The organism is Chitinophaga filiformis (assembly GCF_023100805.1).
GTDB lineage: Bacteria > Bacteroidota > Bacteroidia > Chitinophagales > Chitinophagaceae > Chitinophaga > Chitinophaga filiformis_B.
Genome location: NZ_CP095855.1, coordinates 5216804 through 5243125, shown reverse-complemented (window position 1 = coordinate 5243125; position 26322 = coordinate 5216804). Strand labels below are relative to the sequence as shown.

Here is a 26322-nt window from a genome sequence, read left to right as displayed (position 1 = left end):
TATTACATGCTTTTCTCAGGATTCTCTATTCTTTAGTCCTCCTCCGGGTGTCATCTTTGTAGCGTTAAATCATTCATCATGAACATGCTACAAGACATTGCATCCTTATCGCTACGATGTGCATTATCAGCCGGATTTTTGTCGGCGGTTGCAAGCAGGTTAGGGCTATGGGGCCGGCATTCCTCCGGCTGGAACAAGTTTTTAGACTACACAGCACAGGTAAATTCTTTTATACCTCACAGCCTGATACCGCTACTGGCTGTTACAAGCACCATTTTGGAGCTCACATTGGGCGTCATGCTGCTCATTGGCTTTAAGACAAATTATGCTGCATTGTGCGCCGCCTTATTAACGCTCCTGTTTGCACTTGCCATGACCTTATCATATGGTATAAAAGAACCGCTGGATTATTCCGTATTTGTGTTTAGCGCCGGCGCATTCCTGCTGGCTACTATTCCCTATTACAAGTTGAGCGTTGACCAATTACTAACTAAATAAATATACAATTATGAAAAATACTGCCATCAGTACTGATATTAATGATCATATTGTGAGAAAAGCGCAAAAGGAATGGCAACCGTTAGTTGAAAAAGGTGTGCATTATAAGGGCATCTCGGTAATATCCCTTCATTATGATCAACTGAAGGAACGATCAACGACCATTCTGTTAAAATTTGAACCAGGAGCTTCTTATCCGTATCATAACCACCCGGCAGGTGAGGAAGTATATGTATTAAGTGGAGAGGCTACTTTTGAGAATGCAGTATTATCGGAAGGGGACTATTTATATACTCCGCCCAACTTCAAACATGCTGTTACAACAACAACAGGTTGCACTTTGCTGTTTGTTGTCCCCGAAGAGGTAGAGATATTAGTGTAAATCAGGTATACGCCGTTCTAATTATATACAAGCCCCTGTCCTAGACAAGTGGGCTTGTTTAGATTAGGCCATCCTCTATGCATTATGTATGAACACATAGACCTGACGGAGATGATAAGGAGTGTATACGATTGACAAAGCCCTGAGTCGACATAATTAAGGCCAATGTGGGAAAAGGGAAATGCAACCTTGTATTACGTTAATAATTCATCAGGGATTTCAAGACCTGCTTTTTCTGCCGCTGAAATATGTGCCTTTGCAAGATCCTTATCGATAAAGCCTTCTTCAGACAGGTATATTCGTGCCAGTTCAATATGTCCCCAGGCATAACCGCCGTCTGCTGCTGTTTCAAAGTATCCTATTGCCGCTTTTACGTCTTTTGCTGTCCCTAATCCTCTCAGGTAAAAAATTCCCTGATTGAACGCGCCAAATTCGGACTCATCTTTCCGGTAGTAACGAAGAGCGGTTTCAAAATCCCCGTTTTCTTCATACAGGTATCCCAGGCTACCGTAATCCGGTTCTCCAAGTTCCTCTGCCTGATGATAGTGGTATAGTGCCTGCCCGGGATCTGTATCAATAAGTAGAAATCCTAAGTTATTATGTGCCGCTGCCAGCCCGTCCTCCGCTGCTTGCTGCAACAGGTCAATGGCTTTTTCTATATCAGGGGCAGTTCCTATGCCATTCTGATAACACAGGCTCAATCCATTGAGGGCATTTGTATTGCCCGCAGCAGCTCCCTTCTCATACCAGTAAAATGCGCTGTCATTATCTACATATCCGTCAATCATGTAATAAATATACGCGAGGTTGTTCATCGCATAACCGTATCCTTTTTCAGCAGCAAGCGTGTAGTGATAGATGGCTGACTGGTAATCCTGTCTGTTATAGGCATCTACACCAATATTATACAATTCTTCAACCGGCGTGTAGGCATCTATAACAGTTTCTTCATCAGGCGTCTTTGTGTATGCCAGTAGCCTCTCACGCACTACCTCATCATAATATAAACTGTAGCCATCACTTTCAGCATCCTGTTGTACCAGGTCTTTATTTGCTCTTGATATTCCATATTTATCAACCAGGTAAACTTTCTTGTCCTTGATTGCCCAGGCAAAGCCCTGATGAGGGGCTTTACGTACTATCAGGTCGAACTGCTCGCCGTTTTCGGTAAGGCTGTAAAAACCATCTTTCAGAAGCATGAATACATTGTCATGCAGTAATTCTATTTTTTCATATTTAAAATCGATGATCACTTTTGCATCTTCCCCGAGTACACCCCATTTTCCATTCTTCTGTGCAATGTAATGACCATTGTAACCAACTTTGTTAAGGTTTTCATATATTGGTGCTGCAACAACTTTTCCCGAAGGATTGATCAGTCCCAAAAGACCATTGCGCTGAACAATCGCCAGATAAGAATGATCAAAATCATAGGCCTCATCCCATTCCGGGGTAACTATGATCTCACCTGATCTGCGTACATAGCCATATTTCTGATCCTTCATTACCACGGCAATACCCTGCTCACTGAATTCATAAAAGTCATCAAATTGAGCGCTCAACAATACTTCTCCTTCAGCGTTTTTCAATCCCCATAACCCGTTCTCATAGTAAATTTCTTCCTTTCGCACATCTTCATTGATATGTCCCCATCCATAAGAATAGTCCGGGTAGTTCAGCAGTTCAGCAAATGAGTGAAAAGCCATGCTTACATGTTTAAGCTTGTCGTAACGCAGCAGGGATATGTCGTTGTTGTCCATGGCACGGGTGATCATAGCATTGTTATACGCAATATCTGCCAGCCAGATAGCCGCCTGTTCGTTATGTGGCGCCTCATCCATATTGAATACGTCACGGGCATTCAGGCTAAAGTAAGCATGTTCCAGACCCTCCAGGTATTTAAATAGCTTATTTTTACATGCTGTAAAAATGCTTTTATTGCTAATAAGAGATTTGGAAGTATCCAGGAAGTTGTAGAACCTTTTCAGGTTTTCAATACCGGATTTGGCATTATAGTATAGAATGTCATCTTCAATAATGCCTCCACTTATTAATAAAGGTTGTAATAATAGTGGCATCTCATACCCCCATTCCATCATCATTATATCATTCCTGTCTTTTCCTGAAAGGGAGCTGGTATTAACTAAATATACACTGTGTGACATTTTGCAAAGGTACTAATTCTTTAAATGGAGGTATCGTATAGGGTTAACGGCGGGAAGAGTTCGTTCCCGCAAACAGGTTGGAAATGGTTTTAATTATGTCATATGTCTGGAAAAAGGCATTCTAAAAAAGGGGAGAAAGTGTATCTACTCAATAATGAATTTGTAGCCCCTGCCAGGTACATTAATAAATTTAATAGAGTGATCGTCGGTCAGTTTCTTACGTAATTTTGACACCAATACATCCACATTTCTACTGATGACCACCAGGCCTTTGTCTTCCCAGATCTCTTTCATCAGTTTTTCCCTTTCTACGACCTGATTCATATTTTCTGCAAATATTTGTAGTGCTTTGGTCTCTTTTTCCGAGAGCGTAATGCTTTTATCCTCAGTTTTCAGCACGTTATTATCTGCGTAGAACCTAAAGTTTCCTAGTTGCAGGTAATCATTATTATCGGGGATCGCTACTTGTTCCTCTTCTTTCCGGAACTTATTTTTTACATAAAATCCAACAGCACTCAAAGGAATAATTAATGGCAACAACAAGAAGTAATTAAACGTAGTTTTCTTAAAAAATTCAATTTCAACGACATAACAACCAACCTGAAGCTTACGCCCCCGGCAAGGTGTGAGATTGCCAGCCTGCCTGTTTATTTCGAATGCGAGGACAGTTTCCTTTGGTTTACAATTCTTTAGGCTTACTATATAATTGTTTGCCAGGGCGCTTTTTTGAAATGTTCGTTGAACTAAATTGATGAGTGTATCGGAAATAACCCCGAAGTCATTTTGAAAGGAGATCTGGTAGGTATTTTCATTTAATTTCTTAACTGGCAGCACCCGGGACGAAGAATCTTTAGCTGAGAGCAAAAGCTGATGTCCTATATTACGTAACACAATTTCTAAATGCTTCTCAGGAATCTCATCTTTTTTATTGATCGAGGCAACAACAGAAATTAAAATAAAAGTGATTATGATGGAAGATCCGAATAGAATAAATGGCTTCATGTGTGCAAAATACACCAATAGCCCCCGGTTTTAGTCGGTTTTACAAACGTTTTACGCATCTTTTACAACGTTTTACCGCTAAAAGGCTTTGAGGTAGTTGAGGACAGATAGCTTTGCATCATTGCTCACCAAAAAAAAATATAGCGATGAATTCTTATATCCTTGCCTTTTTGCTCCTTTTCACGGTTCTCTCATCTTCCCTTCTCCCGGATAGGCATCCGGACCCAAAAAAAGAGAAGGCAGGAACTGGAAAGGTCGTTTTTAAATCTACAGATGGCGGACAAAGCTGGCAGGACATCAGCAAAGGGTTGCCCGAAAATTTGCTGGAGGGTGGTGTCCAGAGAAATGGCTTCTTTGCAAATGATAAAGGACTGTACTTAAAGGTTGAGAACGGATTCTATCACAATGCGCCTAATGCCACAGCTCCTTTTTGGGCCAAAGAGATTTTCCCTTATGAGTATAGCGGCATTGCCGCAGGTAAGTCCGGGAGAGTTGTCGGCAAATACTGGGGTATAAATTTGAAAAAAGCAGACGGAACGAGTATATGGTCGCCGGTATTCGAACTTTTTGCTGAGCCACGGATACGCAGCACTTTTGAGACTGCCGGAGGTGCAATTTTCATCGGCACGGACAAAGGTTTTTTTAAAACGGCTAACAACGGAAAGACCTGGAAGCATGTCCATACCGGAAGCCTGGTAGGGCATCTTGCAGAGGCGAATGGTGTGCTGCTGGCGATCAGTACGGGAGGGATAATAAGATCGACCGATAATGGCGAAAACTGGGCGGTGGTGAGTACTGAAGGCGATGTGGCCTGGGATGTAAAACAGATCAAAGGTGGATTCGCTGCTATCACTTCTGATCCGGCGTCGAATACCAGGAGGTTAAGGACATCCCATGACGGCGGTAAAACCTGGCAGCTGATTAGCGCCGACCTTCGGGACAATGTCGTTGATGATTCAATATGGCGGACCTGGAATGATCGTCCTAATGTGAAAGCCTCCGCGGTTTCAATTATCCCGGTTGGTGAAAACTTCATTTGTGTTCATCGTGACGGCATTTTCAGATCATCAGACAAGGGGAAGACATGGGAATTACTACTTCCTGCTGTAGGAGATAAGGTTTTCAATTTATTGTTTTCAGGCAACGTGATCTATGCCATACCCGGCAAGGGGGGATGTTGAAAATTGGTTCATTAACCGAACCAGGTTGAATTGAATATTAAATACTTGTGAAATGTGTTAAAATAGCTTAAAATGCAAAAACCGCTCTCCAGGCGGTTTTTGCATTTTAAGTGCCTGATCGTGAAGTCGTATAATATAGGTGTTGATTAACCATTTGAATGTTTTAAAGTCTATACCTTATATAATATATATAAAAAGTATTACCGAAAATATACTATTTCAATAGCCGGTCCGTTAATTTCTAAGATTACTCACGATTATCGGCTAACATCCTCAATTCATGCAACGCATAGCGACTATTGCCTTATTTCCTGATCTTAAACGGATTTCACGATCACGGGATATTTTTCTATGTTGTTGATAATGGTGTTATTACCCAAAGTCAGAAGGTCGTTTGGTACTGTATTATGAAAAACAACCAGTCTGAATATATCTGTTCACGTTTCAAATATAAGCTACACCCATGAAATTCGCTATCATTCCTCTTCTTTGTCTTATCATTTCATTATCAGCAGATCAGCACGAATCGGGCAATTCCAGCTATGATTTTGCGGACTCTATTATCGCGAGGAACAACAGGGCTCCTTATGCTACAGAAATGAATCTGACCACGTTGTCAGTTGCGGGATATTACCATGAAAGTATGGTATATGAAGATTCGATCGGTACGCCAAAGGCACCTATTCGAATTACGCTGTATAACAAGCATGTCCTTGATGCCCGCGAATTCATTCTCAGAGAGGCTGCGAAACATCGGATCATATTGATCAATGAAGCTCATTACCGCCCGCAGCATAGACTTTTTACTAAATCGCTTTTAAGCGCCTTATATCAGCAGGGTTATAATGTTTTCCTCGCGGAAGGCATCCAGCCCAATAACCAGTTAGATAAAAGAACTTATCCTGTAAAAGGTGAAGGCGTCTTTCTGAATGAACCGACTTATGCCTCGCTGATCAGGTATGCGGCAAAGAAGGGTTATAAGGTCAGGGCCTATGAGTATCTGGCACGGGCTACATGGGATGATAGCGTCCTGCTTGACAAAAATGGCTCGATGAAGTATATTAGTTATCAACCCAGGGACTCTGCATCGATCATAAAAAATGAGAAAGGAGAAGTAATACAAAGTGTATTTACATCATTAAGGGAGGAACAACAGGCGAAAAACATTCTTGCTATTATCCGTGCCAATCCGAAATCCAGGTTTATCATTCATGCGGGCTATGCTCATATCAATGAGTCGGGCCCGATGATGGGTAGCCAGTTACGCAAGCTCCTCAATTATGAAGATGTCCTTACAATCGATCAGACAGAGTTAAATGAAAAACAAATTGTTATTGATACACTGACCAATGATACGATCCGCCGGGCTGAGGCCTTCGTATTAGTTGATAATGCAACTAAAAAGATCTGGAATTACTATGGTAATCACTACCCGGTAGATTATACCATTTTCAATGCCAGCTTTAAGGACTCCCTCGGGCGCCCTGGCTTTCTGTTTAAAGACGTAGAAAAGAGGGTAGTCACCTGGTTCAAACCCGCACTAGTGAAAGATTGTGGTTGTGTATTCAGTGCTTATAACCCCGGAGAACTGAAGAAGGAGCACCAGAATGCTATAGCTACTGACGTGGTTTATGTCGATAATGCACATGTACGCCCTTTGTTGCTCTATAAAGGTAAGCATACGATCGTGAAGAAAAACGCCAGGGGAGAGTATACCCAGTTTAGTTTGGAAGTCAAATAGAAACTATAACAACACCAAAATCCCAATTGAATGTACCGGCACCCTGAACTTCAGGCAAAAAGACCTTTGCCATCTTCTTATTTGACTTAAGATAAAAAAACTGTTCGCCAGGTGTGTGATAGTAGTAAACGACGAATGTAGATGTAAATCAATTTTTTTTTTTGATATTCCTTTTTATCGGTAAATTACTCTTAGACCTTATTGATGATAAAATGACATAGTTAGCCTGATTGTTATCCCTCCGCTCTCACTTATTATTTCACGAATAACCGCTTTTAATTAAAAGACTATGACTACTGTAAATGAAAATGTCAGTTTTGATACAAAAGCTGGCATGTATCTTAACAATCTTACCGGAGATGCCGGCAATTGTTCTTTTTCGACAAGTTGTTTAGAGGGGTTGTCAGACACCACATTAAAGGCCTATCAATCTGACAAACAAAAATGTACAACCAAAGATAAAGGCGAATGTTTCTTTAAACAGTCCAGGGGTACTATTGCGTTTGGCGGCAACATGATTCACTTTGAATTAGGTACTGGTCATTACAAAACCCGTATTACCGACGTCTCCAATACCCCCGCATTCACAGCGTTTCTTGCAGCGAACCAGTTTGCAGCCGATGTCAGCTTTGACTTTTTTGTTTATTCAGGGCCGGCGATTTGTCAAATGTTGCTTAATTCGGTATTTACCGCTAATGCCGGAGCTATAGCATCCGCTTTACTGGCACAACGGTTGAAATGGAAGGAACTCACAGTCCAGTTGACGGAGTGCAAAGGGCTTGATTCTATCTATGCCAGTTATGCTGCAGTGGCGCCGTTGGCGGACGGTAATTATCGTCTCGTAGCTATCATAAACTCAGGATCTATTGATCTGGAGGGCAAAGCAAGTTTTGGATCAGTAGTGCCACTTGCTAAGGCTTATCTGAAAACCTCCAGGTTGAGTATCCTGATAGATGCCATGGTGACGTTTAACGGCGCGTCTCTGAAATCAGCGGTTATATCTGATCTGAAATTCTCCTTGAGTGACCTAAGTATAGGCGGTCCCATATTTGCGATAAACCCGATCATCTGGGCCATCGTCCAGGCTGCCACGGAAAGTACACGGGTAGTGGAGGGCCTGCTCAATGACAATTATAATCATAAGATAGTCGCCTCCATCAATAAAGATATTGAGTCTCTTCTTTCTAAAAATTTATAGTAATGGCCAACAACCTAAATTCATGGATGAGCGACCCCTCCATCCAGAAGAAAAAACTTAGTCAGATCGTTATACCGGGCACACATGACAGCGGCAGCTATGGTCTCTCCAATGCCCTTTCGACCGTCTCTTATTCAAATATTGCATTCTTGTGGCAGCTCAGTAACCAGTCTGCTCCCGCCAATGGTTTATGGCCATGGACTAGTAGCGGTCCGAAAGAAAAGGCGACCTATTATGTTGGCCCGGAGATGTATGATTATATCATTAGTGTGGTGAAGCAACAGTCACAGTCGCAGGATAGTTCTGATTCTATCTATGCACAGTTAAACAATGGCATTCGCTTTTTTGACCTGCGTTTATATTACGATGACACAACTACACCTAACGACTACTATCTTCAACATGGTCTGCGCGGTCCGCTGTTAAGCACCGTATTGAATGATGTTTACCAGTTCATCAGTGAAGGACGGCAGCAGACGCCGATACGCCGGGAGCTGATCTTCCTGCAGATTTCACATACAAATTTTGGTGATGATACTGCCGCCAGAACCAGTGGCGTGGTTAAAATGCTGGGAAATATATTGAATCAGAACGAGGAAAAGAATATATACCCGGTTCCCGTTAAGGATAATCTCAGTACTTTCTTTACAGATACTTCAATGTCGGATATCTGCGGATCAGGAACCAAGGTGATTATATTAAATGCTGATACTGACAGGTATAGTTACAATGACTCCCTGGTGTTTGAAGGTAGCTTCAACGCGACAGATTCACCTGCTGGCGTTGATAACGTCCCCGAGCTCTGGGACAGGGAGTTGAAGGCCCTGAAGGATGCCCCATCCAATCCGACGAGTCCCTGGGGTATCAGTTGGGTACTGACGCCACATGCATCAGATCTGATCTGTTATGTTATGAAAACGTTGACAGTGACACCAGTAGAACCCCTGCTATTGGAGGGGCTGGCGCGGCTCGCCAATGCTGATATGGCTGACTTTATTAAGCAATTGCATGGGAAATATCCCTTTAATCTGATTACGTGCGATTGGTATCAGCAGCCACGTACAACTAATGCTCCCGGACCTGTCGTGCAGATAGCGATGACTTTAAGTGGAGCCTGAAGGAAGAGCCCCGGCTGGGTAACACCTACCGGGGCTTCCGTTTATAAGTTCATTGATCTTCACGAACTGCTCCTTTATGCCTTCATCAACATGTTTAAGTGCAACAGTACTCAGTGTGGGTGCCTTAATACAAACCCAGGGCCAGGCGAATTGCCTCTTCTACAGGCGCGTAGCCGGTATCTGAATCCGTAATAGTCAGCTCATTCCGTAAAAGTAATGGCGGTTGGGCCATAAATTTAGGTGTGTTACCTCTGTGTGGCTGCGCGGAGTGCACCAGGAACGGATGACAGAGATAAACCGTGCCAGCTTTGCCTGTCGCAAACACCTCCTGCCGCCCGGGCAACTTATCGAGGCTTCGTGCCAGATCAATAAAAGAGAGCCCGGCATCACCTTCCTGCTGCAGGAGATGGGCAACATCCAGGTGGGACCCTTTATAAATAATCGTTGGAGCATCGGCATTCGTTACATCTGAATATAAAACCAGCATTAGCAATGCCCGTCCTTTGGATTTTATATTTACGCGCCATTCAAAATAATCAGACGCATCTTTTCCCGGGAAACTTGCATCTACGTGTTTGCCCGTATCGTTTGGTTGCTTCTCAGCCGGAAACCTTACCGGAAACGTACCCACGTTCCGGCATGGGATCCACTTTTCTGTTCCGATCAACTGGTTAAAAGCTGCATGCAGTATGGACGTATTAACAGAGTCTATAAAAGGCTGTTGAGTATACATGCCAAGGCGGATCACCGGCTCGGTCCAGGTGCGGGGATTTTCCCGCTCAAAAGGAAGATCTTTCCATAGAATGCCTAAAACAGCTTCCGCTACATTCGGGGGAAAAGCATTATCAATACGAATGAATCCTTCGGTTATAAACTGTTCTACTTCTTTTTCACTTAATATATTTGACATAAATTATTTATTTGGGAATGTACCTGCGCAGGAACAAAATGTTGTCCTGATTCTGATAAATAAACCTGCATTAGGGAAAGAAAATTCGCACCATAGTTTTATGGCGTGCAATGCGTAGGAACTACGGCAAGGTGGGAATTATAACATTACAGTCATTCTCATACGGGTAAAGATAGCAAGTTTCTTTTAAATGGGAATATTTGTATGGGGCTGCTGGCAACATTTAGAATAGCAGGTTCGACAGATAGGGAATTAGGAGTGAGCAATTAGAACAGGCGGTTTTCTGAAGGGCAGGCTGTTTAAACATGGGTATCCCGATACCAGGGCTGAGCGGGGATCAGTCAGCTCCCGGGATAAGTTTGACGGTTTGAACAAATCGTCTGGCATTATCGAAATCATAGTGTTGCTGTTTCAGTAAACTTACCTGGTACTTAACTGGCAGGTATCTACCCCATTTGGAAAAGTCGAGTAAATCTGGTTTTTCTTCGACCAGGGATGTAAGCTGTTCATCAATATATTCCTGGCCTGTTATCAATGATGCCCATTTCGTCTTAAATTCTTCAATTGGAGTAATGATCGAAAATGAACTGGTTTTTTCATCCGGAGTAATAAGGATGTTGTTTATGCAGAATATGTATTCCAACGCGTGATTTATTTTTGTTCCGGTGAACGAAAATAGCTGCACTTCACGATCCTTAATAATCAGGGGCCTGTCAGTTGATATATTAAGGATTTTAAAAGCTGAAAATTCCTGGCGCATCTCACGAAGCTCTTCCTCTGAAGACATGTCCAAATAGGAGATGGGCTGAGAAGAGTAAAGAACTTCCAGCATTTTCATCCGTATTCTTTCATGTATAAATGGATGAGTACCGGAAAATATTGGTTTTTTCCCATCCACCGCTCGCTCTACTTCGATTCTCTTTGCGTTGATGTCAACAAACTTTATCTTCCAGATTTTGGCTGCAAGTAAAATGTTTTGATCGACGGCGATCTGCGGTGAGAATGGTATTTCTCCTATCCTGTTACCGCCATGTACAACCTTGAGATAGGGTTCGGAAATAAAAAGGCTATAAAAATCTTTGTTGTTAACAAGTTTTTCTCCTTCAACGCCCACAATTAATTCTGCACCGATTTTTTCGATGAATTGAAGTGCAAGCAGATGTTGCACAATATCTTCAATTTCGGCAGGAGAGATGTTAGAGAAGGCGAAGTTGGCTGTAAGCTGAGCCAGGAGCTGTGTAAAGCTTATACCATTGGCACCTTTCAGAATGGAAAGAATCTGATGTACCAGGATATCATAAGGCTTTTGCGGCATTTCGGGAGGCTCTATGAACTCCTGCTGATAAAGCTCCCAACAGGCAATAGCTTGTAGCAAACTCCAACGGTTGGTGGCATATAACAGCAGCTTACTTGCCTGGCCATCTTTTCGTCCGCTTCTTCCAACCCGCTGAATTAAAGACGCTATACTGTGCGCTGAATCAATCTGTACTACCTCCTCCACACTACCTACGTCAATTCCGAGTTCAAGCGTAGAAGTGCAGGCAACGCAGAAACTTTTTCTGTCACTGTTTTTTGCGAAGTATTCCACATATTCTCTTACTTCTTTGTCGACCGAGGAATGATGAGAGAAATAATTGCTATGACCGCCTACCTTTTCTGATATTTTCTTGAGTTTTACGGCTACTTCTTCAGCAGTGCCCCTGCTATTAGGGAAGATGAATACTTTGTTGTCTTTTGTTTCAAGATACAGGTCTTTCAGCAGCGCAAGTGGTAGCTCAACCGGTGTTCCTTCGAAATATTTGAATGTTACCTGTATTTCTTTCTTCGTTCTGTCTACGAGAACTTTAGTAATATCTTCCCTGCCCGTAAACTTTTTGGCTTCCTGGTAGTCGCCAATAGTGGCGGAGAGGCCAATCACGTTGAAGGAATGCCCGGTGGCCACCTGGATCCTTGACAACAAGGACTTTAAATGTATACCCCTGGCTGTGCCAAGAAAGGAATGTATTTCATCGATCACCACATACCGGAGATTGGAGAACAGATGTTTAATGTTAAAGGGTTTATTGGCGAACATTGCCTCAATAGACTCCGGCGTAATCAGCATAATGCCGTTGGGATTGGAAAGTAAGGATTTTTTAGCCGATGCACTCGCTTCTCCATGCCATTTGGTGATGGTAATGTCGAGGTACTTACATAACTCTTCCACCCGCTGAAACTGATCATTGATCAGGGCAATCAAGGGAGATATGTATAGCACCTGTACGCCATTTTCCTTTAGATTTAGCCTGGATAATATAGGAAGGAAGGCCGCCTCGGTTTTACCGGACGCAGTTCTCGACGCAAGAATGTAGTTGCCGTCGGCAGCCATGATTTTTTGGATAGCGGCTGCCTGTATAGGACGCAGTTCTTCCCAGCGTTTATCGCGGATATATCTCCTGATGGGTTCTGATAATAAACTGATAGGCATTATAATTCAGTAATTTCATCCAGTACAGTCATTGATGGGCGTTCATCGGCTATTTCGATTTCTCCGAACAGCCTTTTCTTGTCAAGAGTAGGGTTCTGACGCAGCAGGCTAAGAATGTTCAGAAAGTCTCTGATCACTTCCCTGGGGGTAAGGAATTCTGCAGCACCAGGCTTATTAAACATTTCTTCCATAAAAGAATGGATGTCGTCGTCGGTAACATCGATATTGACCGAGTAATTAAAGTCGAATACTTCCTTGAGCTTTTTTAACAGTACGAATATTTCATTATGGTTGAGGGGCAGGATACGTATCACGGGTTGTGCAAAGTCGCGTATTTCGCTGGTTTCAAATTTGTTTGTTTCCAGTCTCGTTTTCAGTGCATTATAGCTAAACAATCCCCGGCGCTCATTTTCAAGCGTTTCTTTTGTACCCGCGAAATTGATGAACAGGTTTGATACCTTACCCTGGAAGCAATCGTTATAGATAGTAAGTATTTTTTCGTAATTCTTTTCGCGCATGGTAGAGGTTGAGATTTTATATAGATTTATTACCTCATCCAGGTTAATGAGAAATCCACTATAGCCCATGCTGACAAAGAATTTACAGAAGTTCTTCAGCATGTCGTAGTAATTGACGTCGTTGATAATTTCTCTTACGTTTAGGTCCTGTCTTGCGTCCGTTTTCGTTTTGTATTCGCCCTTTAGCCATTTCAATGCATTTTTTCTTAATGCCTGATCGTCTTTGATATAGCCTTCGTAGTACTTTATGATAACAGCTGCAAAGTCGAAACTTCCTACTTCAGTGATATCGTTGATTGCTTTGAGTATGTTATCCTGTATAAGCGGCAGATGTTCTTCCTTGCGGATCTCAATCAATGGAATATTTGTTTGCTGCGCTGTTCTGGTGATAATCTGTTCAATCCATTTTTCCAATAATACGGACAATGCACCGCCTTCAGGCTTGGTCTGAATAGCAATATTGTCCATTAAGGCGGCGTATAGGGCAACTGCCTGTCCTCCGGTGGAATAAAGACGGTTGTCGGGCGTAAAATCTGCAGTAGTTACAACAAACTTCTGTTTTAGCGCTACAGTGTTCATTAAATGCATCATGAACGATTTGCCTGAACCAAAATCGCCGATCCAGAATTTAACCATGCTATGACCATTTTTTACATCTTCCAGGGCTTTTATAAATGCATCTGTCTCATCCGAGCGTCCTACGGTGATATGTTGAACGCCGATTTTGGGAACTACACCAGCGGTTAAGGAGTTAATAATTGCTGTAGCCTCTTTGGGTTTTACATTTGTAATCATGTTAAAAAGATGGTTTTGTATTTGTTTTCATTAATAATATACACGGCGTCTTCTTCCTCGATCAGCAGGTCGTCAATGATGTCGTAGCAGGTTTCATTGATGCTTTCAATTAACTGATCGGGGAATATGCCTGCAGACCTGGCGTAATTGCTTAGTTCTGATTTCGGAAGGCAGTAACTGTGTTTCTCAAAGAGTTTCATCAGGCCTTTCTGGTCCTGATTCAAATTCAAAGTATCAGGAGCAGTGGTAATGATATTATCGAAGGCTTTATAATCGTCTTGTTGAATATCCTGGACTACGATCTCATCGTCTTGCAGCAACCAGGTAAGGCGTTCGACGGTATCTTTATGTTTGCGGGATGTCTCGGTAATACTGGTCCGGTCCAGTGTGATTTTTTTCCTTTTGGGTAAATACAGCTGTTTTACTTCTGCAAGGGCCTGTTCTACATTTCGGTTTTTTATGAATGTACTGATAATATTATCAAAGGTGGCAGCTTGCTCTTCATTATCAAAAAGGGCTTTCTGTAATGTTTTGGGTAATGGCTTGTTGTCAAATGTAGCAGAGATCAGATCGTATGAGATATATTGGATGTATAGTATCAGCGCAACTCCGCGGTCTGACCTGGAGATGATCTTTGAGGATTCAAAGAAGATATGCTCAATAGAGGGGTTCTTTTTGTTCAGTTTTCCGAGGAGTTCTACTTCTTTCAGGAACTGCCTGCCGTCTTTATCCTGTAATTCATTTTCCAGCTGTTTCAGCCTTGATTTCCAGCGGGTAGTATTCTGTGCATTCAATTCAATTTCGGTCGCTTCGTCCGGTGGCACAACATGCGCTATTTCTTTAGAAATGATCTCTTTTACCTTTGATAAGATAAGGTCTTCGACTGCATTGTTTACTTCGCTTATTGTATAAGTATCGATTGAAAGTTTTCTCTTATGTTCATAACGTTCGCGTATGGCATTTTCACAATGTTTCAAAATCAATATATAAAACTCGGTTATGCTTGATTGGATACAATATTTGTAATTGTCGCTGCCTTGCCGGTATCTGTATTGCTTTCTGGCTATTACATCGGCGGCTGCCGAGAATTGCAGATCTATGGTTTGCTGAGCTGCCGCATAAACTGACTGCAGGTTGACAATGACCTTATGAAAGAGTGTGATTATTTGCTGCTGGCAGAATGGAATGTCATAGAAGTTATTACCCGGGTACCATAGTTTGTTCAATAATTCCTCAGATGCCCTGTCCAGCTGTAGTATTTTTTTATACCTGGTACCGAGCCTGGATGAGTTGCTCTCATCGTAAATCTCCTGCCTGATCCTGTCTTCATTAACAGTATCACCACGTTTAGCCAGTTTCTGTGCAAAGAAGGGAAGCGCATAGGGACGCGTTTTAGGGTATTCTTGTCGCAGGATCCGGAGATTTTTTTCCAATCCGGGCATATCATGCTCCTGCCTTAACAGATCAAATAAGAGGATAAAGGCATAATTATTATTCCCCTGTAAGTCAATATATTTTCCGTTCAGGAACTGCTGTTTGAAATAGTGGTAGAAATCGGTCTGGGCTTTTGTAGCATACCTGATATCATCATAACTGTAGATGTATGTATGGCTCCAGTAGGTGACCAGCTTTTCCTTGGGTTCGGCGGGCGAGATAGGAATGCTGACTGACTTTCCTGTTACATCAATGATGCTTTCATCAGTATTTTGTTGCGGCAAGTGTGAGTTGGTGATGGGAACAAGACGCGGTTGAATATTGGATGAAATGATTTGAGGTGGCTTTTGTTCCAAAGTATTTTTCCCGGATAAAAATTTAGTTACCGGAGGCAATAGGATCAGGCCTAGGGAGAGAATGAATAGTCCCGCAAGGAAGTCGCCCGATAGCAGTCCCACCAAAGCTACCATACAAAAAAAAATGCCGGCACACCAGCGTATAAGGATAAGTACTGCTTTCATAATGATATGTTAAGTTGAGGACCTAAATAAATAAGTTGCGTTAAGCATTGAATGGTAACATGGATCAGATAAGGCCTGAAACAAAATTAGTGGAAGTCGATGAATGTGGCATACCGGATTTTTCCGGTTTTTGTTGAATTGACGAGCTTTGCTGTTTTATATTCTACGGGCAATCAGGAGGTACCAGACGGGAAATGTTCTTTGCTTGCTACTGAAGCCGCCCCCGGTGTTTGTAAAAACGAGGAGGCGGCTTCTTTGCACTGCGTCTCATTTGGGTATTACACTGTAAGGAATATCTCTCCATCTGCCGGTACAAAGCATCGAGCAGATAAACCAGCTGCTGCAATTGCTTCCTTTATATCAGCCCGGGTTTCACGACTATGGTTGGTATTTTCCAGGTGTACTACGTATACTTTCGCTTCGGGCGCATAATTACATACAGTGATGACGTCCTTAATATTCATAACAATAGGATGGCCTCCGTTTTGGTCTAAGTCCATACGGCCACCTCCTCCATTTACGATGATGTGTTTGGGACGATAAGTATCAATAGCCTCCTTAACGTCATCGCACCAGATGGTGTCGCCGGCAATATAAACGTCGTTTATAACGTAACCAGATACCGGGCCTATTCTTTCTGCGATTCCGGGAGCGCCGTGACGCCCACTGGTGCGGTGGATCATTATACCATTCCAGGTAGCCGTATCGCCTACGGGCACTGCGTTGACAAAGCCTTGTTCCTTACGTACAGTGGTCTCGTCAGCGGGCTGGCAATAGACAGGGGTATTTTTAGGAAGCAGTTCCTGGGTATGAGGATCCCAGTGGTCCTGGTGCATGTGGGTGACCAGCACCGCATCTGTCTGAGCAAGCACTCCGGCTGCAGTTATCCCTGTTGGCAATGGGACCAGGGGGATGGGAGTTTGGTTGGTTGTAAGGGGGATGGGAGGGAAGGTGCCGACATCTGACAAGAAGGGGTCTATCAGCAGGTTTTTACCGTTGAGATGCATCAGAAGCGTTGCGTGACGTATTAATTGTATTTGCATCATAAAATTCATTTAATTTTGTTACCACAAATGTCAGTTGTCATAGAAATTTATTAATGAAGTTGACTTTTTTGTAACCTGTTCACTTTTTTGTAACCATGGATTACGACCGTTTCAAATATTGCGGATTAAATGTGGCGCTGAACGTATTGTCAGGTAAATGGAAGCCGGTGATTTTGTTTCACCTTTTTCATGAGGAAGAGGTCCGCTTTACGGAGCTTTGGCGAAACATTCCCAAAGTGGCTAAAAAGGTGTTGCTGGAACAGCTGAAACAAATGGAGGAGGATGGTGTGGTTATCCGAAAGGAAAAGAATACATTTCCGCCGGAGGTATATTACAGGATCTCTGAGAAGGGAAAGGCCTTAGGGCCTGCGCTGGCGGCCTTGGAAAGCTGGGCGAGGGAGCATGCAGCTGAAGACGTGGCGGCGATGAGGGCTGCAAAAAGAGTTACGCCTTGACCAGGCTAAACTACATGACGGATGAATTGTACAAGTACCAGCAAGCAATAGGCAATGGATATTTGAGTGCCTTTCCACAGACAGATTTTGATATACTTGAAAAGAAATTCGAGGGTGTTTAGGCCGCCTATTATACCTATCATAAACTCATGCAAGGGCTACTCGATTGTATTTCATTATCGCTTCCACGCCAAATCAATGCCAGATGACGAGAACGTGATAGCCATTTTTTATGGGCCAATGCTATTGGCGTTTGAAAGCCAGTCTGAACTTGTTCTAAGGTCGCACAAAGAAGAAGTGCTTCAGCATATAGCTGTAGATAATATCAGCCAACGAACATTTAAGCTGACCGACAATGGAAACTCCTACCTGCTTAGACCCTTGTTTGATATTGGAGCACAATCTTATGGCGTATATGCTACGCTGAGAGATTATTGAGAAAACACTGCTGGCAACATGAGTATTGCCAAAAGCAGGGCTGGACCTCGTTAACGTCAGCTACAGTTCGCTATCGCCGGTGACCCGGACAGAATTCCTTCTGCCCGGCGGTAGTCTTAACAGTTAAATAATATTACAATGAAAAATTGGTAGAACTGATCACTAAAACGCCAGTTCGTTTCGCGAGACACATCCGTTTTTTGCTTAACTTTAGTTAAAACCAAAGGCATGGGGCATTTACCAAAACTGATCGAAGATTTGGCATTGATTTTAATGGCCGGTGCATTTATAACCCTGTTGTTTAAAAAAATTAAACAACCCCTGGTTTTAGGCTATATTATTGCGGGTTTTTTAGTAGGCCCGTATTTTCATCTTACGCCTACAGTAGCAGATCGCGAGAATATCAAAACCTTTGCAGAGATCGGCGTTATCGTTCTTCTTTTTAGTCTCGGACTTGAATTCAGTTTTAAAAAGTTAATGCGTGTCGGTGGCTCTGCGTCGATAACGGCCTTCGTTGAAATAACATTTATAACTATCACCGGCTATTTCCTGGGTAAAATATTGGGCTGGACAACAATGGACAGCCTGTTCCTGGGAGGCATGCTCGCAAGTTCTTCCACTACTATTATTTTAAGGGCATTTGATGAGTTGGGTGTAAAAACCAAACAATTTGCACGGATCGTATTTGGTGTTTTGATCGTCGAAGACATAGTGGTGATCCTGCTAATGGTGTTACTTTCAACACTGGCCGTAACCAGGAAGTTTGAAGGTAGCCAAATGTTATTCACTGTCCTGAAGCTATTGTTTTTCCTGGCTATATGGTTTATTGCGGGCATTTTTTTGTTGCCTACGCTTCTGCGAAAAGCAAAGAAACTGATGGATGAAGAAACATTACTTGTTCTGTCATTAGGACTTTGCCTCGGAATGGTAGTGTTGGCAACCCAGGTTGGTTTTTCGGCAGAACTGGGTGCTTTTGTTATGGGTTCGATCATAGCAGAAACGACATCTGCAGAAAAGGTGGAGCATGTCATCAAACCAGTTAAAGATCTGTTTGGTTCAGTATTTTTCGTGTCCGTTGGAATGATGATCGATCCGAATGCCATGGTGCAATACGCCTGGCCTATCATTTGGATTACGCTGCTCACTATCTTTGGAAAGCTATTTAGCACAACGCTCGGTGCGCTGCTATCCGGTCAACCCCTTAAACAGTCTGTAGAAGTGGGCATGAGTATGGCACAAATCGGTGAATTTGCTTTTATTGTCGCTACGCTGGGCCTTTCTTTGGGAGTCATATCCGATTTTCTTTTCCCCGTTGCCGTAGGTGCTTCAGCGGTAACCACCTTTACCACCCCTTATTTTATCAAGTATACCGAACCCATTTATAAATTTACAACTAAATATCTTCCGCAAAAATGGATCAACCGTCTGAACAATTACTCCGTAGGCGCTCAAAAAATTCAGGCTGAAAGCGATTGGAAGTTGGTATTGCGATCATATATGAGAATTATGTTGACAAATGGCGTTGTTTTATTGGCCACGGTGCTTCTTTCCATAAATTTCCTGGTTCCGCTGGTCAATCAAAATGTGGCGAACGGGTCATTAAGGACATTGATCGTGCTTGGCGTTTCCCTTGGCGTTGCAGCTCCCTTCTTGTGGGCTTTTATGGCAAAGCGACCTAATAACCAGACCTATAAAGAGCTTTGGCTTGATAGGAAGTATAACCGCGGCCCCTTGTTGATCATAGAGATAACCAGGACGGTGCTGGGACTTGTCTTTCTTATTTTTTTGGCGCAAAGATTGGCCCCGAGCTTTGTGGCCATTCCCATGGCAGTTTCTACAGCATTGCTGGCATTATTTATTTTTTCAAGAAGAATTCAAAAGGTTTATAACAGGATCGAATCGGGGTTTCTGACAAATCTGAATGCAAGGGCAACGGCAGAGGAAAATTCGAATCCGGCTGGCGCCCTGGAAAAGAATGCGCAGATTGAATCCAATCTCGAACCCTGGGATGCACATATACTGGAAATGAATGTTAATCCCAATGCCGGATTTATCGGGAAAACATTACAGGAACTGTCATGGCGGGAAATATTTGGGATCAATATCGTTTATATCAAACGTGGGGATAGATTGATCCAGGCTCCGGGGCGAGATACCCGGCTAATGCCTTTTGACCAGTTAGGTATTATTGCTACCGATAACCAGGTACAAAACTTTAAACCTGTATTTGATTCGATTGAATCAAATACAGGTAACCAATTGACCGTCGAAGACATTACCCTGCAAAAAATAATGGTTGACGAACATACCAAACTAAAAGGCAAGGACCTGCGAAACTCCGGCTTGCGTGAAAGAACGAATGGAATAATTGTAGGCATTGAGCGAAATAATGAAAGAACCCTGAATCCGGATTCCGGGTTCAAATTAGAATGGGGAGATATAGTTTGGATTGTAGGAGAACGAAAGAAGATGCAGCAATTGGAAAAGAATAACCAATAGCACATATAATCGCCAGACATATACAATATTAACGCCCCTAGCGTACGTGTTCGAACCAACTGGTGTTGATTATTAGTCAACTAACTAATGGCCCTTAATACAGTATCCTCGTTACCGTCATCATCACTTTGTAGTATGGTTGCTTCCTGAATGGACAACATCTTGATGATTTCCATATTAAATATAGTGCCTTTTGAAGAGTATTTGCAAACTGTTAATGATAGTTGCCATCGGATATGCCACTAATCGATTTTACCGGGCGGTAATAGCCGTAACTATCATTCTGGTAACAAGAGAAATGAAGGGAAGCGACTGAAGCCCGTTTTTAGTTTATTATATGGCAAACACGAGGTAACACTGATGCCTCATTCACATTTGGTACCGTAGGGTATTTTTGATAACTAACTGGTATTTTTTGTTCGCTCACTTCTTAAGCCAGTTTAAGAAACGCAGCGGCAAAGAGAGCTAATTTTGAAAGAAATAAATGAACTAGTTAAAGTTATGAAATGGACTTTGGAAGGAAAGCTTGCCCTGGTTAGCGGGGCAAGTAAAGGTATAGGAAAAGCGATAACCGAAGAGTTTTTAGCCCTTGGGGCTAAAGTGATATGCGTGGCCCGGAGTGCAGGAGATCTTGAGGATATCACCTCGCGGTGGAAGCAACAGGGATATCCGGTGATTGGTATTGCAGCCGATGTAACGAGCGGTGACGACCGGATAAAAATCTCAGAGACAATTGAAGCGTATGGAGGGAAACTGGATATCCTGGTTAACAGTGCCGCCTCGACAGTGAGAAAGAAAATCCAGGATTATACGGAGGGGGAATATCGCGGCATCTTCGACCTCAATGTTGTTGCTTTGCTGGAAATGTGTCGTATGGCCTTTCCATATTTGGTAGCCAGTAAACATGCTTCGGTGATCAATATCGCATCTGTTGCAGGTATGACCGATGTTCAGGCTGGGGTTGCTTATGGCCTCTCCAAAGGAGCTGTGATCCAGTTGGGAAGGAATCTTGCCGCCGAATGGGCAGAGTGGGGGATCAGGGTAAATAGTGTTTCACCGTGGTATATCAGTACGCCAATGGCTGCACCTGTTTTGAACGATCCTGAACGCCTTGGAAGGATTGTTGACCGTACGCCTCTGGGCCGGGTAGGGCAACCTGAAGAAGTTGCAGCGGTTGTTTCGTTTCTGGCGATGGATAAGTCCTCCTATCTGACCGGACAAAATATTGCCGTTGACGGCGGGTTGCTCATTAAAGGTTTGTAAGATGTTGCTTTACCTGCTTGTACAGGACAGAAATTTCAGTACCGCTAACGCTGCACTTTTATGGTGCGGCTTAGCGGTTTTATGGCGCGTTGCGTCGTGGTATTTTCAAATAACTATAAAATGGTAAAGCCGCTATAAGTGAAGAGCGGCTTTACCATTTTACCTGCTCAGTGACGGAATGTTCCCGAACCAGTTGGTATTGATTGTTAACAAACTGTATTCCGCCGTATAGCCCAATTAGGCTGTTTTATATTTCCTTTCTTTTATCATACCATACCTGCTTCTTCCAGCACCGTACTATACACTTTCACTCCCGCTACCCAGGTTTCCACCACCTCGATATTTCGCATATTCATAAATGGGTTCTTCATCGTCAGTGGATCCTGCGCCAGTACGACAAAGTCCGCAAAGTTACCAGCCTTCAGCGATCCTGTCCACTGCTCTGCATAACATTGCCATGCAGCATCGTAGGTAATAGCCCTCAGTGCCTGTTCGTGCGTGATACATTCTGCTCCATTCAATACGCCTGCTTCGTCATTCGCCTCCATTTTCCTTGTGATAGACTGCTCCATCATTCTCAATGGTCCCAGCGGACTTACAGAATTATCACTATGCAAAGTGATCCGCATACCCTGTTGCAGCGCACTGTTACAGAGATCCAGCATGTTTGATTTCTCCCCAAAGATCGCCTCCTGGAAAGCATATCCCCAGTAACCCACGTGCCCGATCAGGAAACTTGGAGAGACCCCCAGATTTTTCATGTCTATCAGGTTTTGCTGTGTTGCTAAGGAGCAATGTTCTATTCTGTGTCGCACGCCTGACGAAGGATCAGGAATAAATTCCTTAAATGCGTCTATCGCAAATTGAACGGCACGATCTCCATTCGCATGGATCATCACCGGCCATTGTTTAACCTTTACAATCTCCTGCATCAGCTGCCGGAAGTCCTTCGGAGGAATCAACGGCTTATCATCGTACTTGTCTGCGAAATTGTACACACCATAGTTGTGAGCAGGATTACATAAATATGGGTCGGACTGATACCCTGTCAATCCCTGGTTAGAACCATCAGTGATTACTTTCACATGACTCTTGTAGATGTCTTTGTATACCGTTGGTGGAACAGGGAAATCCTTTATTTTGCTCAGGTCATCCATCGAATTACATACTTCGGCTGCGCCGATACGAACTGTTCCCTTGTTCACCGCCAGATATGCTTCCAGTATTTCCTGCTGCCCTTTATTCATGCCCGCATCATGCATGAAGGTGACACCTCTGGAATTAGCAGTGTCAAAGATCTGTTTTAAATAGAGGAATGATTTCAGGAAAAAGTCTGCTTTCTGCGATGGTGGAATGGCTTTCAATGCAGGTGTCATTCCAGCGCTTTCCTGTAACTGCCCCTTTGTCTGCTCTTTGTAGTCATTGAAGGACGAGTAGGTGTTTAAGAGGTCAATGTTGCCCGGGAAATTCCAGATCAGCCACAGTGCTTTTGTATTTACATACAAGGTGTGCATAGATGCAGCGATAATGCACACCGGCGCATCTGTGGTAATGCTGTCCAGCAGGTCGATGTCTATCGTTAACAGCTCTTTATTATTTTTTAATAGAGGCATCAGCGCCGGATCAAGGCCTGAACCCAGGAACCATAACGTAGGATCCAGGCTGGCCAGTTTTTTAGCCTCTTTAGCAATAATTTTGCCAAGGGTGTCAATGTTGTAGTCGGGTTTCAGTACCTGGCCTTCAAATGCATCCAGGTTTGTCCAGCCCATTAGCATAGCTGTAGGAACGAGATGAATGTGTGGTTCAATCAGACCCGGCAGTAAGGTTTGGCCCTCTTCGAGTATCCTGCTGGCATACCCGGGGTAGGCATCATCCATAAATGCGGCTACTTCCTCTTTGGTGCCTGTCTTAACCACGACGCCTTCTGCAAAGCCAATAGCACCTATAGATTCAACGGCTCCATTGATCATAGGACGGATAATGCCACCGGTGACCATGAATGGTTGAGTCTGTTCTTCTTTTTTAAATGTCTTTTGTTTTGGGAGCTTTGCGAAATTTTCAGGAGTAAAGAGCTGATCTTTCAATATATTCAAAATGGGATTGCTACACGCACAATGTGCGCATCCGTGGTGATGGTGGTGTTCCATACGATTTGAGGGTTTGGTTATTTTACTTCAAAAGCACATGGGATATAACACGGAATTAGAATTTTTGTTCACCGCACATTTATTGACCTTTGTTAAATTATAGCTACTATATACTTCGATGCCCGCTTGCCAGTAAGCCATAAACTATCAGCCGCAGTTTAAAAACCCAGGCGCTTACACGAAGAATTATGGGCTCCATGTTAGCGCTTGGGAAAGGCTTTGCATTGGCGGACGCCAATATAAAATGGAAATAATGAATCGGATTATTGCTTTGATTTGCTGTTTTATCATTTGCATCTTCGATGCTATGTTGTGATAGAATCAAGAAGGGGCCAAATTCAAGCCAGAATATGCAGGAAGATTAAACTTCTACTTATCCGCTTTCTTATGTTTCCAGAATCGGCTTTTCCCTTCTCCAATCCATTCTACCGCTTCACTTATCCTTTTATTCCTGGTTTCATCGGTTTTGGCATCAGTTATCCAAATAATGTATTCCTTGCGAAAGGAATTAGACTTGGTTTCAAATATTGCCTTTGCTTTCGGATGCAAGGCTAAAGCCGCTTCGAGGTAGTCAGGGACATCAAGTGTTTTAGATTTTTCAGTCACTGGTTTTTCCCGCATTACCTTGATGCCATTTTCGTTTAGCCGCATTGCTTCGCGCAGCATGGCGATAAACTCGTTATCAGCAGGCAAATCGCTGAGCTTCGTAATTTTGCCTAAAAACCGTTTAATGGGCTTGGATTTCTTGCCATCCTTTAGACGTGGGTCACTCATAAACTCCGCGTTCATGAAAGTAAAAGCACAATGCGCCTTATAGGAGGCCATCACACAGAGATTACTGCCGCAATATTCGAAATGAGGAATGCCCCATTTGATCACCTCGATAACATCGGGACATGCAGCCTTTACGAGATTGCGCCAATGATTTAGGACTGGTTTGGCGAAATCCTCTGCCTCAGCAATATAACTCTCTACAAATGACTGTTGATTCATCGGGTTAAGATTGTGAAAGTTGACTCATATTGACATACGCCAGTTCCCATTTATGCCCATCCAGGTCAGCAAAGCTGTGCTGATACATAAAACCATGATCTTTAGGTTCTGCATAAATCTTTGCACCGAGCGACTCCGCTTTGCTTACAAATGCTTTTACTTCGTCTGATGATTCAGCATCGAGAGCAATGAGCACTTCGGTTTCCAGGTTAGCATCACATACCTGAGTATCGATAAAGGATTTAAAATAGGTCTCCGTGAGCAACATGACAAATATACTATCACTTACAACCATACAGCCGGCTTTCTCATCAGTGAATTGTGGATTAAATGAAAATCCTAAGTTTTTGAAAAAAGTCATCGACCTTTGCAGGTCCTTCACTGGCAGATTGATAAATACTTTGCTTGGCATAGAATTGAATTTGGTTGCAAAGAAACCGCAATCGACCAATCTATACTTGTCAAAATCTTGGTTTTTTCAGTCAATTTCCTAAAGTTTGATTTCCGCGGAATGCTGATGGCGTCATACCGGTATGTTGCTTAAAAAAACGGCCGAAGTTTGCAGGATCGGAAAAGTTAAGCTGATAGGCAATCTGCGAAATTTCTGAATTGGTATACAGCAGCAACGATTTCGCTTCACTTGCTAAGCGGCCAGAAATAAAACTCAGCGCGTTCTTTCCAGATACAGATTTGACGACTTGAGAGAGATGGTTTGATGTGACGGATAGCATGTCTGCGTATTCTTGAACTGTGCGTTTGTCAACATAATGATTTTCGATCAGCTGGATGAATTTGCGCAGCAGCTCTTGCTGGGCTGTCGGCGCCTGGTTGTTTTTTTGGTAGTCGTTGGCAAACTGCTCCAGATAGCAGAACAATCCCAGCAACTTCAATCGTGCTTCTAAATGCTGGTCCTTGTCTGATTGCTCATAAGCTGTGAATACGGCCTCGAAATGAGGGGCTAACTGATCGAACGTTGTATGACCAAAATTAAATAGGTTAGTATGTAGAGGATCGAACAGCGGAAACTGTTTTTGAAAATCAGGTTTAAAGAAAGAAAAAGCCTCAGGTTTGAAATAAATGATATAACCTTCCAGCGCGTTGTTATGCGCAAAGCTATAAATGAGGTTGGGAGAATGGAAAACAAGATAGGAATCGGGATTATAGATGATTTTGTCACCGAAGTTCACTTGAATTTTCCCTGAATTATAAAATAACGCAAAGAAATAAAAAGAACGCTTGAAAGGCGGTCGGTATACAGATACTTGTCCGGGGACAGGTTTTAGCCGAAGACAGAAAAAATCGCGATTGACCGTCCCCGCTGGCCACGGTATGGACGCAAGAAAATCATTGATTTCTGTATAGTAAGGAATACTCATTTTTGTCTTTTTCATAAATAACCACGAAAGGGTTGGCTAATATAATTATATTATATGAGCTGTATGTTAGGGAAATCAGGAAGAAAGCTACCGAACGCAATACCATGATAATAATGCAACGATTTGCACAAACATCTTCAAAAGGTACAACCTTGATTCACGCCAATGGACAGAC

At 42.9% G+C, this 26322-nt stretch carries 21 protein-coding genes; 10 read left to right on the top strand and 11 right to left on the bottom strand.

Annotation, left to right across the window (positions count from 1 at the left end; translation table 11 throughout):
* The first annotated feature begins 78 nt into the window (after positions 1 to 78).
* Both MYF79_RS20265 and MYF79_RS20260 read left to right on the top strand, forming a co-directional pair.
* Positions 79 to 498, top strand: coding sequence for a DoxX family membrane protein (locus MYF79_RS20265; protein ID WP_247809525.1), 420 nt, complete (start codon positions 79 to 81; stop codon positions 496 to 498).
* A 10-nt stretch (positions 499 to 508) separates the two neighbouring features.
* On the top strand, positions 509 to 880 hold the full coding sequence (locus MYF79_RS20260) for a dimethylsulfonioproprionate lyase family protein (protein WP_247809524.1): 372 nt from the start codon (positions 509 to 511) through the stop codon (positions 878 to 880).
* 194 nt (positions 881 to 1074) lie between these two features.
* Here the strand turns inward: MYF79_RS20260 and MYF79_RS20255 are convergent, their stop codons facing one another.
* Together MYF79_RS20255 and MYF79_RS20250 are read right to left on the bottom strand one after the other, a co-directional pair.
* Positions 1075 to 3045, bottom strand: a complete 1971-nt coding sequence (locus tag MYF79_RS20255; RefSeq protein WP_247809517.1) for an SEL1-like repeat protein — start codon at positions 3043 to 3045, stop codon at positions 1075 to 1077.
* A gap of 144 nt (positions 3046 to 3189) precedes the next feature.
* Positions 3190 to 4047: a helix-turn-helix domain-containing protein gene (locus MYF79_RS20250; RefSeq protein WP_247809516.1), complete on the bottom strand. Its 858-nt coding sequence runs from the start codon at positions 4045 to 4047 to the stop codon at positions 3190 to 3192.
* Positions 4048 to 4193: 146 nt separating this feature from the next.
* Between MYF79_RS20250 and MYF79_RS20245 the strand changes: the two genes are divergently transcribed.
* The 4 genes from MYF79_RS20245 (at position 4194) to MYF79_RS20230 (ending at position 9285) form a co-directional block, all read left to right on the top strand.
* Positions 4194 to 5228, top strand: a complete 1035-nt coding sequence (locus MYF79_RS20245) for a WD40/YVTN/BNR-like repeat-containing protein (protein WP_247809514.1) — start codon at positions 4194 to 4196, stop codon at positions 5226 to 5228.
* Between the two features lie 463 nt (positions 5229 to 5691).
* Positions 5692 to 6969, top strand: a complete 1278-nt coding sequence (locus MYF79_RS20240) for a hypothetical protein (protein WP_247809512.1) — start codon at positions 5692 to 5694, stop codon at positions 6967 to 6969.
* A gap of 289 nt (positions 6970 to 7258) precedes the next feature.
* Entirely contained in the window at positions 7259 to 8167 is a 909-nt protein-coding gene (locus MYF79_RS20235; RefSeq protein ID WP_247809511.1) for a hypothetical protein, read from the top strand.
* Positions 8168 to 8169: 2 nt separating this feature from the next.
* Complete coding sequence (locus MYF79_RS20230) at positions 8170 to 9285, top strand: hypothetical protein (RefSeq protein WP_247809509.1); 1116 nt, start codon at positions 8170 to 8172, stop codon at positions 9283 to 9285.
* A gap of 124 nt (positions 9286 to 9409) precedes the next feature.
* Here MYF79_RS20230 and MYF79_RS20225 read toward each other — a convergent pair whose 3' ends face one another.
* From MYF79_RS20225 to MYF79_RS20205, 5 genes are all read right to left on the bottom strand, one after another.
* Positions 9410 to 10195, bottom strand: coding sequence for a hypothetical protein (locus MYF79_RS20225; protein WP_247809508.1), 786 nt, complete (start codon positions 10193 to 10195; stop codon positions 9410 to 9412).
* Between the two features lie 337 nt (positions 10196 to 10532).
* Positions 10533 to 12662: a DEAD/DEAH box helicase gene (locus MYF79_RS20220; RefSeq protein ID WP_247809507.1), complete on the bottom strand. Its 2130-nt coding sequence runs from the start codon at positions 12660 to 12662 to the stop codon at positions 10533 to 10535.
* On the bottom strand, positions 12662 to 13975 hold the full coding sequence (locus tag MYF79_RS20215) for an ATP-binding protein (RefSeq protein ID WP_247809505.1): 1314 nt from the start codon (positions 13973 to 13975) through the stop codon (positions 12662 to 12664). The genes MYF79_RS20220 and MYF79_RS20215 overlap by 1 nt, the downstream gene beginning before the upstream one ends.
* Positions 13972 to 15930, bottom strand: coding sequence for a tellurite resistance TerB C-terminal domain-containing protein (locus MYF79_RS20210; protein ID WP_247809503.1), 1959 nt, complete (start codon positions 15928 to 15930; stop codon positions 13972 to 13974). Before MYF79_RS20210 ends, MYF79_RS20215 begins: the two co-directional genes overlap by 4 nt.
* Before the next feature lie 278 nt (positions 15931 to 16208).
* A complete protein-coding gene (locus MYF79_RS20205; protein ID WP_247809502.1) occupies positions 16209 to 16976 on the bottom strand; it encodes an MBL fold metallo-hydrolase in 768 nt (255 codons plus the stop codon).
* Between the two features lie 95 nt (positions 16977 to 17071).
* On the opposite strand from MYF79_RS20205, the gene MYF79_RS20200 reads away from it, so the two are divergent.
* The 4 genes from MYF79_RS20200 to MYF79_RS20185 all read left to right on the top strand — a co-directional run bounded on the left by MYF79_RS20200 (position 17072) and on the right by MYF79_RS20185 (position 21631).
* Entirely contained in the window at positions 17072 to 17431 is a 360-nt protein-coding gene (locus MYF79_RS20200) for a winged helix-turn-helix transcriptional regulator (RefSeq protein WP_247809500.1), read from the top strand.
* Between the two features lie 198 nt (positions 17432 to 17629).
* On the top strand, positions 17630 to 17869 hold the full coding sequence (locus tag MYF79_RS20195; RefSeq protein ID WP_247809498.1) for a hypothetical protein: 240 nt from the start codon (positions 17630 to 17632) through the stop codon (positions 17867 to 17869).
* 228 nt (positions 17870 to 18097) lie between these two features.
* A complete protein-coding gene (locus tag MYF79_RS20190) occupies positions 18098 to 20368 on the top strand; it encodes a cation:proton antiporter (protein WP_247809490.1) in 2271 nt (756 codons plus the stop codon).
* Between the two features lie 471 nt (positions 20369 to 20839).
* Positions 20840 to 21631: an SDR family oxidoreductase gene (locus tag MYF79_RS20185; RefSeq protein WP_247809488.1), complete on the top strand. Its 792-nt coding sequence runs from the start codon at positions 20840 to 20842 to the stop codon at positions 21629 to 21631.
* Positions 21632 to 21897: 266 nt separating this feature from the next.
* On the opposite strand, the gene MYF79_RS20180 is transcribed toward MYF79_RS20185, so the two are convergent.
* The 4 genes from MYF79_RS20180 to MYF79_RS20165 form a co-directional block, all read right to left on the bottom strand.
* The gene (locus MYF79_RS20180; RefSeq protein ID WP_247809486.1) at positions 21898 to 23778 is read right to left on the bottom strand and encodes an amidohydrolase; all 1881 of its coding nucleotides are present in this window, start codon (positions 23776 to 23778) and stop codon (positions 21898 to 21900) included.
* Positions 23779 to 24147: 369 nt separating this feature from the next.
* Positions 24148 to 24771 (bottom strand): YdeI/OmpD-associated family protein, encoded by a 624-nt coding sequence (locus MYF79_RS20175; RefSeq protein WP_247809484.1) that lies wholly within the window; start codon positions 24769 to 24771, stop codon positions 24148 to 24150.
* 4 nt (positions 24772 to 24775) lie between these two features.
* Positions 24776 to 25183, bottom strand: coding sequence for a VOC family protein (locus tag MYF79_RS20170; protein ID WP_247809482.1), 408 nt, complete (start codon positions 25181 to 25183; stop codon positions 24776 to 24778).
* 70 nt (positions 25184 to 25253) lie between these two features.
* Positions 25254 to 26162 carry a helix-turn-helix domain-containing protein gene (locus tag MYF79_RS20165; protein ID WP_247809481.1) on the bottom strand — a complete coding sequence of 303 codons (909 nt, stop codon included), beginning with the start codon at positions 26160 to 26162 and terminating at the stop codon, positions 25254 to 25256.
* Positions 26163 to 26322: the final 160 nt, after the last annotated feature.

What these genes read in the sequence shown, in the direction of transcription:
- MYF79_RS20265 (WP_247809525.1), top strand. Translation starts at nt 79, where the DNA reads ATGAACATGCTACAAGACATTGCATCCTTATCGCTACGATGTGCATTA.
- MYF79_RS20260 (WP_247809524.1), top strand. Translation starts at nt 509, where the DNA reads ATGAAAAATACTGCCATCAGTACTGATATTAATGATCATATTGTGAGA.
- MYF79_RS20255 (WP_247809517.1), bottom strand. Translation starts at nt 3,045, where the DNA reads ATGTCACACAGTGTATATTTAGTTAATACCAGCTCCCTTTCAGGAAAA.
- MYF79_RS20250 (WP_247809516.1), bottom strand. Translation starts at nt 4,047, where the DNA reads ATGAAGCCATTTATTCTATTCGGATCTTCCATCATAATCACTTTTATT.
- MYF79_RS20245 (WP_247809514.1), top strand. Translation starts at nt 4,194, where the DNA reads ATGAATTCTTATATCCTTGCCTTTTTGCTCCTTTTCACGGTTCTCTCA.
- MYF79_RS20240 (WP_247809512.1), top strand. Translation starts at nt 5,692, where the DNA reads ATGAAATTCGCTATCATTCCTCTTCTTTGTCTTATCATTTCATTATCA.
- MYF79_RS20235 (WP_247809511.1), top strand. Translation starts at nt 7,259, where the DNA reads ATGACTACTGTAAATGAAAATGTCAGTTTTGATACAAAAGCTGGCATG.
- MYF79_RS20230 (WP_247809509.1), top strand. Translation starts at nt 8,170, where the DNA reads ATGGCCAACAACCTAAATTCATGGATGAGCGACCCCTCCATCCAGAAG.
- MYF79_RS20225 (WP_247809508.1), bottom strand. Translation starts at nt 10,195, where the DNA reads ATGTCAAATATATTAAGTGAAAAAGAAGTAGAACAGTTTATAACCGAA.
- MYF79_RS20220 (WP_247809507.1), bottom strand. Translation starts at nt 12,662, where the DNA reads ATGCCTATCAGTTTATTATCAGAACCCATCAGGAGATATATCCGCGAT.
- MYF79_RS20215 (WP_247809505.1), bottom strand. Translation starts at nt 13,975, where the DNA reads ATGATTACAAATGTAAAACCCAAAGAGGCTACAGCAATTATTAACTCC.
- MYF79_RS20210 (WP_247809503.1), bottom strand. Translation starts at nt 15,930, where the DNA reads ATGAAAGCAGTACTTATCCTTATACGCTGGTGTGCCGGCATTTTTTTT.
- MYF79_RS20205 (WP_247809502.1), bottom strand. Translation starts at nt 16,976, where the DNA reads ATGATGCAAATACAATTAATACGTCACGCAACGCTTCTGATGCATCTC.
- MYF79_RS20200 (WP_247809500.1), top strand. Translation starts at nt 17,072, where the DNA reads ATGGATTACGACCGTTTCAAATATTGCGGATTAAATGTGGCGCTGAAC.
- MYF79_RS20195 (WP_247809498.1), top strand. Translation starts at nt 17,630, where the DNA reads ATGCCAGATGACGAGAACGTGATAGCCATTTTTTATGGGCCAATGCTA.
- MYF79_RS20190 (WP_247809490.1), top strand. Translation starts at nt 18,098, where the DNA reads ATGGGGCATTTACCAAAACTGATCGAAGATTTGGCATTGATTTTAATG.
- MYF79_RS20180 (WP_247809486.1), bottom strand. Translation starts at nt 23,778, where the DNA reads ATGGAACACCACCATCACCACGGATGCGCACATTGTGCGTGTAGCAAT.
- MYF79_RS20175 (WP_247809484.1), bottom strand. Translation starts at nt 24,771, where the DNA reads ATGAATCAACAGTCATTTGTAGAGAGTTATATTGCTGAGGCAGAGGAT.
- MYF79_RS20170 (WP_247809482.1), bottom strand. Translation starts at nt 25,183, where the DNA reads ATGCCAAGCAAAGTATTTATCAATCTGCCAGTGAAGGACCTGCAAAGG.
- MYF79_RS20165 (WP_247809481.1), bottom strand. Translation starts at nt 26,162, where the DNA reads ATGAAAAAGACAAAAATGAGTATTCCTTACTATACAGAAATCAATGAT.